General features: G+C 69.0%; 9 protein-coding genes. All 9 read left to right on the forward strand.

Features of this window, described 5'->3' with window-relative positions:
- Positions 1 to 323 precede the first annotated feature (323 nt).
- The 9 genes from ACWGH1_RS27840 (at position 324) to ACWGH1_RS27880 (ending at position 14,156) form a co-directional block, all read left to right on the forward strand.
- A complete protein-coding gene (locus ACWGH1_RS27840; protein WP_453409100.1) occupies positions 324 to 2,753 on the forward strand; it encodes an ABC transporter family substrate-binding protein in 2,430 nt (809 codons plus the stop codon).
- A gap of 354 nt (positions 2,754 to 3,107) precedes the next feature.
- Entirely contained in the window at positions 3,108 to 5,012 is a 1,905-nt protein-coding gene (typA, locus tag ACWGH1_RS27845) for a translational GTPase TypA (RefSeq protein WP_453353969.1), read from the forward strand.
- A gap of 437 nt (positions 5,013 to 5,449) precedes the next feature.
- Entirely contained in the window at positions 5,450 to 7,093 is a 1,644-nt protein-coding gene (locus ACWGH1_RS27850) for a peptide ABC transporter substrate-binding protein (RefSeq protein ID WP_453353968.1), read from the forward strand.
- A gap of 174 nt (positions 7,094 to 7,267) precedes the next feature.
- Entirely contained in the window at positions 7,268 to 8,191 is a 924-nt protein-coding gene (locus tag ACWGH1_RS27855) for an ABC transporter permease (RefSeq protein WP_453353967.1), read from the forward strand.
- A 31-nt stretch (positions 8,192 to 8,222) separates the two neighbouring features.
- Positions 8,223 to 9,143, forward strand: a complete 921-nt coding sequence (locus ACWGH1_RS27860; RefSeq protein WP_453353966.1) for an ABC transporter permease — start codon at positions 8,223 to 8,225, stop codon at positions 9,141 to 9,143.
- Between the two features lie 17 nt (positions 9,144 to 9,160).
- Positions 9,161 to 10,216 carry an ABC transporter ATP-binding protein gene (locus ACWGH1_RS27865; RefSeq protein WP_453353965.1) on the forward strand — a complete coding sequence of 352 codons (1,056 nt, stop codon included), beginning with the start codon at positions 9,161 to 9,163 and terminating at the stop codon, positions 10,214 to 10,216.
- On the forward strand, positions 10,209 to 11,354 hold the full coding sequence (locus tag ACWGH1_RS27870; protein WP_453353964.1) for an ABC transporter ATP-binding protein: 1,146 nt from the start codon (positions 10,209 to 10,211) through the stop codon (positions 11,352 to 11,354). The genes ACWGH1_RS27865 and ACWGH1_RS27870 overlap by 8 nt, the downstream gene beginning before the upstream one ends.
- Before the next feature lie 138 nt (positions 11,355 to 11,492).
- A complete protein-coding gene (locus ACWGH1_RS27875) occupies positions 11,493 to 12,428 on the forward strand; it encodes a GNAT family N-acetyltransferase (RefSeq protein WP_453409101.1) in 936 nt (311 codons plus the stop codon).
- A 105-nt stretch (positions 12,429 to 12,533) separates the two neighbouring features.
- Positions 12,534 to 14,156: a peptide ABC transporter substrate-binding protein gene (locus ACWGH1_RS27880; protein WP_453409102.1), complete on the forward strand. Its 1,623-nt coding sequence runs from the start codon at positions 12,534 to 12,536 to the stop codon at positions 14,154 to 14,156.
- Positions 14,157 to 14,164 lie beyond the last annotated feature (8 nt).

A 14,164-nucleotide genomic window follows, 5' to 3' on the forward strand; every position in this document is an offset into this window, starting at 1 on the left:
GTCGCGCTTCCGCTCCCCGGTTGTGAAGGGACGTGCAGCGATTGCGGGCGCGCAGGCGCGATGTGTGCGCCCCTCCCTGCCCCCATTCTCATCCCTCGTACGGGCGAACGCCCCTCCGGCCGCGGCCGGGAAGCGGCCCGTGCCGCAAGCCGGATTGGTCCGCACGGGTGGGGTTCGCGGCGTGGCGCGGGTCCCCTGCGGGGCACCCGGCGGGGCGTCGATTTCAGTGGGTCTCGCACGCAGTGTGATCAGCTCCATATACCGCCAAATGATCAAGCTTTCCGCTCAGGCTCACCCCACGCCCCGCCCCGGAGGTACCACCCATGACCCAGAGAAGGCGCAGGTCCTTGGCGCTCCTGACCTCGGGAGTCCTCGCACTGCCGCTGCTCGCGGGCTGCGGCGCGGGTGAAGACGAGGGCGGTCCGGTCGCCGCCGGCCAGGACATCGCCACGACGGCCCGCGACCGGGTCGCCGACGGTGGTGTGCTGCGCTGGGCCGTGGACACCTTGCCGGAGACCCTGAACACCTTCCAGGCCGACGCCGACGGCACCACCGTGCGGATCGCCGGGGCGGTGCTGCCGCAGCTGTTCACGCTCGACGAGAAGGGGCGGCCCGTGGCCGATCCCGACTACCTGGAGAAGGCGGAGATCGTCGAGCGGGAGCCCAAGCAGGTCGTCCTTTACAAGCTGAACCAGCAGGCGGTGTGGAGCGACGGCCGGGAGATCGGCGCCGCCGACTTCGTCGCCCAGTGGCGGGCCCTTAACGGCAAGGACTCGGCGTACTGGACCGCGCGCAACGCGGGCTACGACCGGATCGAGAAGATCGAGCGCGGCAAGACCGACCTGGAGGTCAAGGTCACCTTCGCCAAGCCGTACACCGACTGGCGCTCGCTGTTCAGCCCGCTCTACCCGAAGCAGGTCACCGGCACCCCCGAGGCCTTCAACGAGGGGGCCCGCGGCGCCCTCAAGGTCACCGCCGGACCCTTCAACCTCGGCGCCATCGACAAGCAGACCGGCACCGCGGCGCTGACCCGCAACGCCCGCTGGTGGGGCCGGCCGGCCAAGCTGGACAGCCTCGTGCTGACCGCCGTGCCCCGCTCCGAGCGCCCGGCCGCCCTCGCCGCGGGCCGGCTCGACATGGCCGAAGTGGACCGGGCCGGCGCCGACCGGATCGCGCTCGCCCAGCGGGACGCGGGCCACGCGGGCGGCGCGCACGGGCCCGGCGCCTCGGTGACGGCCGCGGAGGCCACCCTGTCCTGGGCGCTGGCCTACGGCGCCGACGAGAACCGGGCCCGGGAGGAGCAGGACACCCGGGCCAGGAACGCGGACGCGGCCAAGAAGTACGCCGACGAGCAGGCGGCCCTGCGCGCCTTCACCGTCCGCAAGTCCCTGGAGCCCGCCTACACCCAGCTGGCCATGAACGGGGCCTCCGGGCCCCTCTCCGACGAGCGGGTCCGGCGCGCGGTCGCCCGGGCCATCGACCGCAAGGCCCTCGCGGAGACCGTACTGAAGCCGCTCGGCCTGCCCGCCGAGCCCGTCGGCAGCCACCTGGCGCTGGCCGGGCAGCGCGCGTACGCCGACAACAGCGACGCCATCGGCGGCCAGGACACCCAGGCCGCCCAGGCGCTGCTGGCGGACGCGGGCTGGCACCGGGGCGGCAAGATCAAGGAGCCGTCGGGCGCCAAGGCGGGCCCCGAAGGCGAGGACGGGGCCGCGAAGGACGACGGCAAGACCCCCTCGGGGCCCGGCACCGGCAACGACGGCCTCTACATCGTCGGCCAGGACGACCGCAACGGCGACGACAAGCCTGCGGGCGCCGGGCGCGCCCGGGCGGGCAAGCCCGGCGACCACCCGGCCCACGGCGGCCTGCGCGGCGCGGGCATGCTCCCGGCCGAGGAGGCCCTGCCCGAGGGCCTGTACGCCCCGGACGGGGAGATCGTCGACGCGGACCGCTTCGCGCCGGGCGCCGCCGCGGGCCGGCCGTCGCCGGTGCTGGCCCCGGCCCCGCTCGCGGTCCAGCAGGAGCGGGCGCTGCTGGCCCAGGCGTCGAAGGTCATCGACGACGCCAAGCGCGCCGCGGGCGAGGAGGGCGCGGACGCCAAGGACGGCGCCGACGCCAAGGACCCCGCGCCGGCGAAGGCCAGCCCCGCCCCGGCGGCCCCGGCCAAGCAGAACCGGGCCGGCGCCCCGCTCGCCAAGGACGGCAAGCCGCTGACCTTGCGGTTCGTGCTTCCCTCGGGCCCCGGCTCGGAGGCGCTGCGGACGGTGGGGGACCGGATCTCCCAGATGCTCCAGAAGGTCGGCATCCAGACCGAGGTGACCAAGGTCGCCGACGAGAGCTTCTTCAAGGACCACATCGCCTCGGGCCAGTACGACCTGGCCCTCTACTCCTGGCCCGCGACGGCCTACCCCGCCACCGACGCCCGGCCCATCTTCGCCAAGCCGGCGCCGGCCGCCGACGGATCGCTGCTCGTGGAGCAGAACTACACCCGGGTCGGCACCGACCACATCGACCAGCTCTTCGACCAGGCGCTCGGGGAGCTGGACGAGGAGCAGTCCCGGGAGCTGATCCGCAAGGCGGATGCCCGGATCTGGGCCGCCGCCGGGTCCATCCCGCTCTACCAGCGCCCGCAGCTGGTGGCGGTCAAGCCGAACCTGGTGAACGCGGGCGCCTTCGGCCTCGGCACCCCCCGCTTCCAGGACATCGGCTGGAAGAAGCCGGGCGCGGCCCCGGAGAAGAACGGCAAGAAGTAGCGGAGGAGACCCGGGGAAGAATGGGTGACGAAGAGGTGCCGGACAGGTTGACCCGCGGGTCACAAGCTCAGAAGTGACTCAATTGCCTTGCCCGCCGGACACCCGGCGGGCAAGGTCGTGGATACCCGTTGACCCGCGCCGATCCCAGGTGCACACGGGCGACTGCCACGGCCGCGGCACCCCACTCCACACCCGGCCCCGCTCAGTCGTCCGGCCTCTTGACAGACCCCACGGCATGCGGTTCCCGCCATTCGACGTACGATGGGGTAAGGCCGTGGCAGGTTTCCGCCCGGCTCAAGGCTCGCGTGCCGGACCGTACGCGCCGCCATCCACGATCCCGGGAGAAGCGCCGAAGTGCCCACGCGCCACGACATCCGTAACGTCGCCATCGTCGCCCACGTCGACCATGGCAAGACGACCATCGTCGATGCCATGCTCAAGCAGGCCGGTGCCTTCGCCGCCCACCAGCACCTCGACGACCGCATGATGGACTCGAACGACCTGGAGCGTGAGAAGGGCATCACGATCCTCGCCAAGAACACGGCGGTGAAGTACCACCCCAAGGACGGCGGGGCGCCCATCACGATCAACATCATCGACACCCCCGGCCACGCCGACTTCGGTGGCGAGGTCGAGCGCGGTCTGTCGATGGTGGACGCCGTCGTCCTCCTGGTGGACGCCTCCGAGGGTCCGCTGCCCCAGACCCGCTTCGTGCTCCGCAAGGCGCTCCAGGCGAAGATGCCGGTCATCCTCTGCATCAACAAGACGGACCGCCCGGACTCCCGGATCGACGAGGTCGTCAACGAGACGTACGACCTCTTCCTGGACCTGGACGCGACCGAGGAGCAGATCGAGTTCCCGATCGTCTACGCCTGTGGCCGTGACGGCATCGCCTCGCTGACCAAGCCGGAGGACGGCACCGTCCCCGCCGACAGCGACAGCCTGGAGCCGTTCTTCTCCACGATCCTGGAGCACGTCCCGGCCCCGGTGTACGACGAGGAGGCCCCGCTCCAGGCCCACGTCACCAACCTGGACGCCGACAACTTCCTCGGCCGCATCGCCCTGGTCCGTGTCGAACAGGGTGAGCTGCGCAAGGGTCAGACCGTCGCCTGGATCAAGCGTGACGGCACGATGTCGAACGTCCGCATCACCGAGCTGATGATGACCGAGGCGCTCACCCGCAAGCCGGCCGAGGTCGCCGGCCCCGGTGACATCTGCGCGGTGGCCGGTTTCCCCGAGATCATGATCGGCGAGACCCTGGCCGACCCGGAGAACCCGATCGCGCTGCCGCTGATCTCGGTGGACGAGCCGGCCATCTCCATGACCATCGGCACCAACACCTCGCCGCTCGTCGGCCGCGGCGGCACGGGCAAGGGCGCGGACGCCAAGTCCGCCGTCAAGGACCGCAAGGTCACCGCCCGCCAGGTCAAGGACCGTCTGGACCGCGAACTGGTCGGCAACGTCTCGCTCCGCGTGCTCGACACCGAGCGCCCGGACGCCTGGGAGGTCCAGGGCCGTGGTGAGCTCGCGCTCGCCATCCTGGTCGAGCAGATGCGCCGCGAGGGCTTCGAGCTGACCATCGGCAAGCCGCAGGTCGTCACCCAGGAGATCGACGGCAAGGTGCACGAGCCCGTCGAGCGCATGACGATCGACGTGCCCGAGGAGCACATGGGCGCCGTCACGCAGCTCATGGGCATCCGCAAGGGCCGCATGGACAACATGTCGAACCACGGCTCCGGCTGGGTCCGCATGGAGTTCGTCGTCCCGTCGCGCGGTCTCATCGGCTTCCGTACGGAGTTCCTCACGAACACCCGCGGTACCGGTATCGCCCACTCGATCCACGAGGGCCACGAGCCGTGGTTCGGCCCGCTGGTGACCCGTAACAACGGTTCGCTGGTCGCCGACCGCGCCGGTGCGGTCACGCCGTTCGCGATGATCAACCTCCAGGAGCGCGGTGTCCTGTTCACCGAGCCCGGCACCGAGGTGTACGAGGGCATGATCGTCGGTGAGAACTCGCGCTCCGACGACATGGACGTGAACATCACCAAGGAGAAGAAGCTCACCAACATGCGTGCGGCTTCCGCGGACAACACCGAGAACGTGGTGCCGCCCCGCAGGCTCTCCCTGGAGCAGTCCCTGGAGTTCTGCCGCGACGACGAGTGCGTCGAGGTGACCCCGGAGGCCGTCCGCATCCGCAAGGTCGTCCTGGACCAGAAGGAGCGCTCGCGCACCGCGTCGCGCGCCAAGTCCGGTAAGTAACAGGCACATTGCCTGAGCCCCGCTCCGGCGGCGGCTGAAAGCCGTTCGGTCGACCGGCCCCTCCTCTCACGATGTCCGTGAGAGGAGGGGCTGTTCGCTTTTGTCAAGCGGATTTGTCGCTTCGAGTGTCCGCATACCGACCGTGACACTCCGGAAGGTGAGCTAACCGTCCGTTTCGCACGTGTCTGTCTCCTATCCGTTTGTCCGGATTTCGGGTTTTCGCCATGCGGTGATGTTGTGAAAACGAGACCCCGTAAGTGTGGTTTACGGTCTGGGTGTCGCCGAGGATGGCTCCATTGAGCTCGGGTCAATGGGTCACACGCTGTGGGGAGCGTCGACTCACGAGCACACACGACGGGACCGGATTTCGCTGTCAGGGGTGTCAGCGGGGGACGGCCCTTCACTATCGACAGTGACTCCTGAGGAGGCAATTACCCATGCGCGGAGCAACGAGCGCCAAGTGGGTCGTGGGTGCCGTCATCGTGGCAATGGCTGCCACGGCGTGCGGCGGTGGCGACGACAAGAAGTCTGACGGTGCGTCGGGCGGTACGTTCCGCTTCGGCATCACCGAGCCGGCGGCCATCGACCCCGTGAACGCACAGGAGTCTGAGGGCATCGTCATCGCCCGCGCGCTCTTCACCGGGCTGTACGACACGTCCAACGACGGCAAGCTGATCCCGAAGCTGGCCGAATCCAGCACGCCGAGCGACGACGGCAAGACCTGGACGTTCAAGATCAAGGCCGGCACCAAGTTCACCAACGGTGAGCCGGTCGACGCCGAGGCCTTCATCCGCGGCTGGACCCGTGTCTCCGCCAAGGCGTCCGCCTCCGACGTCTCGTACCACATGGCCGACATCGCCGGCTACGAGGACCTGCACTCGGGCAAGAGCGACAAGTTCGCCGGTCTGACCGCCGTGGACGCCACCACCCTCAAGGTGGAGCTGTCCATCCCGGACTTCGAGTTCGTCAAGAAGACCGCGCACTCCGTCTTCAGCCCCGTGCCGAAGGTCGCCGGCGCCGGAGACAACAAGGCGTTCAACGACCAGCCCATCGGCAACGGCGCCTTCAAGATGACCGGCCCGTGGCAGCACAACACGTCGATCACGCTGGTGCGCAACGACGACTACGGCCTGGAGAAGGCGCACCTCGACAAGGTCGAGGCGAAGATCCTGAACCCGGCCAACGGCTCCACGCTGGAGTACCAGGGCTTCCAGTCGGGCCAGTTCGACTACGCCCGTATGCCCACGCCGCAGCTGACCTCGGCCAAGGCCAAGTACGACCCGCAGGGCGAGTGGATCTCCGGTGACTTCTCCGGCATCAACTACCTGAACATCTTCAACCAGAACGCGCCGTTCAACAATCCGGACGCGCGCAAGGCGATCTCCTACGCGATCGACCGGGAGGCCATCGCCAAGGGCGTCTTCCAGGGCCTGCAGAAGCCGGCCAGCGCGTTCCTGCCGCCGTCGTTCGCCGACGTCTACCAGGCCGGTGTCTGCACCAGCTGCGTCAAGCAGGACGTGGCGAAGGCCAAGGAGTACGCCGAGAAGGGCGGCCTCAAGCCGGGCACCGTCGTCAACTTCGGCTACAACACCGGCGCCGGCCACGAAGAGTGGGTCCAGGCCGTCGCGCAGCAGCTGAAGGACGTCCTCGGCCTCGAGGTCAAGCTGGACGGCAAGCCGTTCAAGGAGGCGCTGGCCACCCAGCAGGACAAGGCCACCTCCGGTCTGTGGCGTCAGGCGTGGACCGCCGACTACCCGACCGCGGACAACTTCATGACCCCGCTGCTGAGCACCACCGGCATCGGTGAGGACCCGGCGACCGGCAAGGCGCAGGGCGACAACCGCGGCCGCTACTCCAACCCGGAGTTCGACAAGCTGCTCGTCACGGCCAAGGCCACGAAGGACGACGCCGCCCGCGCCGCCCTGTACAAGCAGGCCGAGAAGCTCGCCGTCGACACCGACCAGGGCGTCATCCCGCTGTGGCAGCGGACCCAGTACCGCCTGGTCAACAGCAAGAAGTTCAAGGACATCAAGATGGACTTCTACGAGGACCCGACCCTCGCGGAGATCTCGCTCAAGTAGCGGCCCCCTCCACACACAGCAGGTAAGCGAAGGCCGTGGGGACGGAGCTACTTCCTCTCTCTCCACGGCCTTCGTCCAGTCCCGGGCGCACCCCTCTACCGGCGCCCGGCGGCGGCCCCTCTCCCGATCGGATGATGCCGCCCATTCCCACGCTCAGTATGTGAAGGAGGCATCGTGGGCAGATATGTGATCCGCCGGCTCGGGCAGATGGTGGTCGTCCTCTTCGGTGCGACGGTTGTGCTCTTCTGCTGTCTGTTCATCCTCCCCGGCGACCCGGTGGGTTCGCTCGGCGGTGACAAGGCCCGCGACCCGGCTGTCGTCGAACAGCTCAGGGAGCGCTACGGACTCAACGATCCGCTCCCCGTCCAGTACGGGCACTTCGTGAAGAACCTGGCCCAGGGTGACCTCGGCGAGGACTTCACCCAGCGGCGACCGGTGACCGAGATCCTGCAGCCCAAGCTCGTCAACACCGCCGAGCTGGCCATCACCGCCATCGTCATCGACATCGTGATCGGCCTCCTGGCGGGCCTGGTCGCGGCGCTGTTCAGATACTCCTTCTGGGACGTGCTGATCACGCTGCTCACGACGATGGCCGTCGGATTCCCGTCCTTCGTCATCGGCATGGTGCTGCAGAAGGCGTTCGTCATCGAGCTGCCCTGGTTCCCCCTGATCTCCGACGGGACGGCCAACTCCCTGATCCTGCCCGCCTTCACCCTGGCGATCCTCGACGCCGCGCTGGTCGCCCGCCTGATGCGCGGCACCATGCTGGAGGTGCTGCGCGCCGACTACGTCAAGACGGCCGTCGCCAAGGGCCTGCCCCGGCGGACGGTGCTCTTCAAGCATGTGATGCGCAACTCGATCATCCCGGTCGTCACCTACCTGGGCATCTCGTTCGGAACGCTGCTCGGTGGTGCGCTCATCACCGAGGCGATCTTCAACTGGGACGGCATCGGACTCGCGCTCGTGCAAGCGGTCCAGCAGCAGAACAATCCGATCATCATCGGCGTGGTGAGCTTCGGCGTCGCCGTGTTCGTTCTGCTCAACCTGATCGTCGACCTCTTGTACGCGGTCCTCGACCCGCGCATCCGTCTCGCCTGATTCCAGGCAGCCTGTTCTAGGAGTCACACCCATGTCCGAGCTCACCAAGAGCACAGCTGGGGCGGGGCCCGCTCAAACGGCGCCGGCCGCCCCCGCGGAGCCGGCGATCGCCCGCGTCACGCAGTGGGGCGAGATCCGCCACCGCTTCCTGGCCAACAAGCTCGCAGTCATCGGCCTCGTACTGGTCGCCCTGCTGTTCGTGGTCGCGATATTCGCGCCCCTGCTGTCCCCGCACGACCCGTACGCCCAGGACCTGAACAACACGCTGGCCAGCCCGGGCGGAGCGCACCTGCTCGGCACGGACGCGCTCGGCCGCGACCAGCTCTCGCGCATCCTCTACGGCAGCCGCATCGCCGTCGTCGTCGGTCTCGCCTCGATCTTCCTGGCCTGCGTCATCGGCATCGCCGTCGGCGCGGTGGCGGGTTACTTCGGCCGCGGCACCGACTCGGTGCTGATGCGCATCGCCGACGTCTTCTTCGCCTTCCCGCTGCTCATCGGCGCCATCGTGATCATCATCGTGATGGGCCGCGGAGTGACACCCGTGATCATCTCGCTGGCCGTATTCTCCTGGCCGACGGTCTCCCGACTGCTGCGCAGCTCGATCCTGTCGGTCCGCGAGGCCGACTACGTGCTGGCGGCGCGGGCCCTGGGCGCCACCACCCGCCGGATCATCATGCGTCACATCCTCCCCAACTCCATTGCCGCCGTGATGGCCTACGCCGCCTTCAACGTCGGTGGTGCCATCGTGGCCGAGGCCTCGCTGTCCTTCCTGGGCGTGGGCGTGAGCCCCGAGGTCCCGGAGTGGGGCAACATGCTCGCCGCCGCCAAGGACTTCATGGGCGTCAAGGACTACCTCTGGACGTACCCCAGCATCGCGATCGTGCTGACGGTCCTCGGCTTCGTTTTCGTTGGTGACGGGCTCCGCGACGCCCTTGACCCGAAGCTGCGCTAGAAGGGCGGCACCATCACATGACTACTTCAGGCATCACCGCAGAAGTGCCCCGGCAGAGGGGTGAGGCGGCCGAGGGTCCCGTACTCGAAGTGCGCGACCTGCACGTCGAGTTCAAGACCCGCGAAGGCGTCGTCAAGGCCGTCAACGGCGTCAACTACAGCGTCTCCTCCGGCGAGACGCTGGCCGTCCTCGGCGAGTCCGGCTCGGGCAAGTCCGTGACCGCGCAGGCGATCATGGGCATCCTCGACTCGCCCCCCGGGCGGGTCTCCAAGGGCGAGATCCTCTTCCAGGGCCAGGACATCCTCCAGCTTCCGGAGAGCGAGCGGCGCAAGCTGCGCGGCCCGAAGATGGCGATGATCTTCCAGGACGCGCTGTCGGCGCTGAACCCGGTGTTCTCCGTCGGCAACCAGCTGGGCGAGATGTTCCGCGTCCACCAGGGCATGTCGAAGAAGGACGCCAAGGCCAAGTCCATCGAACTGATGGACCGGGTGAAGATCCCGGCGGCCCGCAGCCGCGTCAACGACTACCCGCACCAGTTCTCGGGCGGCATGCGCCAGCGCATCATGATCGCGATGGCGCTCGCCCTGGAGCCGGACCTGATCATCGCGGACGAGCCCACCACGGCGCTCGACGTGACCGTCCAGGCCCAGGTCATGGACCTGCTGGCGGACCTGCAGCGCGAGTACAACATGGGTCTGATCCTGATCACCCACGACCTCGGCGTCGTCGCCGACGTGGCTGACAAGATCGCCGTCATGTACGCGGGCCGCATCGTCGAGCAGGCCCCGGTCCACGAGCTGTACAAGCGCCCCGCGCACCCGTACACCCGAGGGCTGCTGGACTCGATCCCGCGCCTGGACCAGAAGGGCCAGGAGCTCTACGCGATCAAGGGTCTGCCGCCGAACCTGCTGAAGACCCCCGCCGGCTGCGCCTTCAACCCGCGTTGCCCGAAGGCGCAGGACATCTGCCGCACCGAGGTCCCGGCCCTGCTGCCGGTGGCCGAACCGGACGGCACCGAACTGGTCGGTCGCGGCAGCGCCTGCCACTTCCGGGAGGAGCAGCTCCATGGCTGAGTTGGACAAGAAGGACGACGCCGTGGACTCGACCCCCGGCATCAGCGAGGTCGAGGTCGTCGAGGCGGCGACCGAGACGGCGGCCCTGGCCGCCATCGAGGCGCCCGTCGACCGCGGCGAGCCGATCCTGCAGGTGCGCAACCTGGTCAAGCACTTCCCGCTGACCCAGGGCATCCTGTTCAAGAAGCAGATCGGCGCCGTCCGCGCGGTCGACGGGGTCTCCTTCGACCTGCACCAGGGCGAGACCCTCGGCATCGTCGGTGAGTCCGGCTGCGGCAAGTCGACCGTCGCCAAGCTGCTGATGCTGCTGGAGACGGCGACGTCCGGCGAGGTCTTCTACAAGGGCCAGGACATCACCAGGCTGTCGGGCAAGGCGCTCAAAGCCGTCCGCCGCAACATCCAGATGGTGTTCCAGGACCCGTACACCTCGCTGAACCCGCGCATGACGGTCGGCGACATCATCGGCGAGCCGTACGAGATCCACCCCGAGGTGGCGCCGAAGGGCGACCGGCGGCGCAAGGTCCAGGACCTGCTGGACGTCGTGGGTCTGAACCCGGAGTACATCAACCGGTACCCGCACCAGTTCTCCGGCGGCCAGCGCCAGCGCATCGGCATCGCCCGCGGCCTCGCGCTCAACCCGGAGATCATCATCTGCGACGAGCCGGTCTCCGCGCTCGACGTGTCGGTGCAGGCGCAGGTCATCAACCTGATGGCGAAGCTGCAGGACGAGTTCAACCTCTCCTACATCTTCATCGCGCACGACCTGTCGATCGTCCGGCACATCTCGGACCGCGTCGGCGTCATGTACCTGGGCAAGATGGCCGAGATCGGCACCGACACCCAGATCTACGAACACCCGACGCACCCGTACACGCAGGCGCTGCTGTCGGCCGTCCCGGTTCCCGACCCGGCGGCCCGCGAGGGCCGCGAGCGGATCATCCTCACCGGTGACGTCCCGTCCCCGGCCAACCCGCCGTCGGGCTGCCGCTTCCGCACCCGCTGCTGGAAGGCCGAGGACAAGTGCGCCACGGAGGAGCCGCTGCTGGCGGTCCCGGAGCGGTTCAAGACCGTGGACACCCCGGCCGCGCACGAGTCGGCCTGCCACTTCGCGGAGGAGAAGGCCGTCCTGGCCGTCTGATCCCGCGAGGCGTACGTCCCCCAGGGCGCCCGGCACCGGATTCCTCCGGCGCCGGGCGCTCCGGCGTTCCCCGTCCCGCGGCCGGGTGCCGGGCAAAGGCGGTTGCGGCCGCGCCCGGGCCCGGCCGAGAGTGTCGGGATGACCGACACGCTGACCGTCCGCCCCGCCGGGCCGGGGGACGCCGCCGACATCTGCGCGCTGCTCAACGCCGTCGACGTGATCGAGATCGGCAGACCGGAGACGGACCTCGGCAGTGTCGAGGCCGACCTCCAGCACCCCGGGACGAACCTCGCCACCGATTCCCGGCTCGCCTTCCAGCGCGGCCGGCTCGTCGCCTACGCGCTGGTCTGGGCCGATTCCGGGCCGGGCAGGGTCGACTGCGACCACTACGTCCTGCCCGGCCACACCGAGGCGGCCGTCCGGCTGCTGGAGCTCATGGAGATCCGGGCCCGCCGGATCGCGGGCCCGGACCGCGACGCCGTCCTGCGGGTCCAGCTCAACGTGGAACCCACCCTCCACCCCGGGGTCCTCACCCGGCGCGGCTACCGCACCGTGCGCCGCCACCAGGTCATGACCCGGCCGCTGGACCCCGCCGAAGGAGCCGGGGCCGCCCCGGCCGGGCTGACCCTGCGCCACTGCGGTACGGACGAGGCCGACCGGCGGCGGGCGCACGCCCTGGTGGAGCAGACCTTCGCCGCGCACTTCGGGCACGTGCAGCGCGCGTACGAGCCCTGGCTGGACCACCTCGGCGCCCGGGACCTGGACTGGAGCCTGGTCTGGCTCGCGGCCCTGCCCGCGCTGGGCGACGTAGCCGTCCTGCTCACCCGCGACGACCGCACCAGCATGGGCTGGATCAGCCACATCGGCGTGCGCGAGGACGTACGCGGACGGGGCATCGGCGGCTTCCTGCTGCGCCATGCCTTCGCCGCCTACGCCGGGCGCGGCCGGGACACCGTGGGCCTGGGCGTCGACACCGGCAATGAAACCGGCGCGTTGGCGCTCTACGAGGCGCACGGCATGAGGCTGCACTACGCCGTGGACACCTGGGAGCTGCGTTTGCACCCACAGGGGTGACGCGCGCGTATCGCCCGGGTGGAATCGGTCCAACCATGAAGGCACGGGGCCCCACCCGGGGTGACAGTGGGGCCTACGTGAGTCTTGGGACCTAGGAGGCACTCCATGCGCGGAGCCACCCACGCGAAGTGGGCCGCATGCGCCGCGGCCGTCGCCCTCGTGGCGACGGCCTGCGGCGGCGGAAGCGACAGCGGCGGCGGGGACGCCGGCATCGTCAGCTCCTCCTGGGGTGACCCGCAGAACCCGCTGGAGCCGGCCAACACCAACGAGGTGCAGGGCGGCAAGGTGCTCGACATGCTCTTCCGGGGCCTCAAGCGGTACGACCCGAAGACGGGCGAGGCCGTCAACATGGTCGCCGAGAAGATCGACACCACCGACAGCCAGCACTTCACGATCACCTTGAAGGACGGCTGGAAGTTCAGCAACGACGAGCCGGTCACCGCCCAGTCCTTCGTGGACGCGTGGAACTACGCGGCGGACGTGCGCAACAAGCAGAACAACGCGCCCTTCTTCGCCGACATCGTCGGATACGCCGACCTGCACCCCGCCTCCGGCGAACCGAAGGCCAAGACGATGTCCGGCCTGGTCGTCAAGGACGCCAAGACCTTCACGGTCGCGTTGAAGGCCAAGTTCTCCACCTGGCCCGAGACCCTCGGCTACCAGGCCTTCTCCCCGCTGCCCAAGTCCTTCTTCACCGACCATGCGGCCTGGCTGGACAAGCCCGTGGGCAACGGCCCGTACACGGTGGACTCGTACACCAAGGGCACCGGCATGAAGCTGCGCACGTGGGACGGTTACCCGGGCCCGGACAAGGCGCAGAACGGCGGGGTGGACCTCAAGGTCTACACCGACAACAACACCGCCTACACGGACCTGATCTCCGGCAACCTCGACCTCGTCGACGACGTGCCCGCGCAGCAGCTGAAGAACGTCCAGAACGACCTCGGCGACCGCTACATCAACCAGCCGGCCCTCATCATCCAGACCCTCACCTTCCCCCTGTACGACGCGAACTGGGGCAAGGACGGGATGGAGAAGGTCCGCCAGGGCATCTCCCGCGCCATCAACCGCGACGAGATCACCAAGCAGATCTTCCGCGAGACCCGCACCCCCGCCAAGGACTGGACGTCCCCGGCGCTCGGCGCCAAGGGCGGTTTCAAGGACGTCTGCGGCAACCTGTGCATGTACGACCCCGCGGCGGCCAAGAAGATGATCCAGGACGCCGGCGGGGTTCCCGGCGGCAAGATCACGCTGACCTCCAACGTCGACACCGGCTCCCACCGCGAGTGGATGGACGCCGTCTGCAACAGCATCAACAACGCCCTGGGCGAAGGCCCGGTCTGCACCGTCAACCCGGTCGGCACCTTCGCCGACTTCCGCAACCAGCAGAGCGCCTACAAGCTCACCGGCCCCTTCCGCTCCGGCTGGCAGGCCGACTACCCGCTGATCCAGAACTTCCTCCAGCCGCTCTACTTCACCGGCGCCTCTTCGAACTACGGCAAGTTCAGCAACCCGGAGTTCGACAAGCTCGTCGACGAGGCCAACCAGGAGAGCGACTCCGCCAAGGCGATCGCGAAGTTCCAGGACGCCGAGAAGATCCTCGCGGAGCAGATGCCGTCGATCCCCCTCTGGTACCAGAACGGCAGCGCCGGGCATTCGGAGCGGATCTCCGACGTCACCCTCAACCAGTTCAGCGTCCCGGTCTACAACGAGATCAAGGTCAGCTGACCCGCCTT

This window comes from Streptomyces sp. NPDC054883 (assembly GCF_053610645.1).

What these genes read in the sequence shown, in the direction of transcription:
- ACWGH1_RS27840 (WP_453409100.1), top strand. Translation starts at nt 324, where the DNA reads ATGACCCAGAGAAGGCGCAGGTCCTTGGCGCTCCTGACCTCGGGAGTC.
- ACWGH1_RS27850 (WP_453353968.1), top strand. Translation starts at nt 5,450, where the DNA reads ATGCGCGGAGCAACGAGCGCCAAGTGGGTCGTGGGTGCCGTCATCGTG.
- ACWGH1_RS27860 (WP_453353966.1), top strand. Translation starts at nt 8,223, where the DNA reads ATGTCCGAGCTCACCAAGAGCACAGCTGGGGCGGGGCCCGCTCAAACG.
- ACWGH1_RS27865 (WP_453353965.1), top strand. Translation starts at nt 9,161, where the DNA reads ATGACTACTTCAGGCATCACCGCAGAAGTGCCCCGGCAGAGGGGTGAG.
- ACWGH1_RS27870 (WP_453353964.1), top strand. Translation starts at nt 10,209, where the DNA reads ATGGCTGAGTTGGACAAGAAGGACGACGCCGTGGACTCGACCCCCGGC.
- ACWGH1_RS27875 (WP_453409101.1), top strand. Translation starts at nt 11,493, where the DNA reads ATGACCGACACGCTGACCGTCCGCCCCGCCGGGCCGGGGGACGCCGCC.
- ACWGH1_RS27880 (WP_453409102.1), top strand. Translation starts at nt 12,534, where the DNA reads ATGCGCGGAGCCACCCACGCGAAGTGGGCCGCATGCGCCGCGGCCGTC.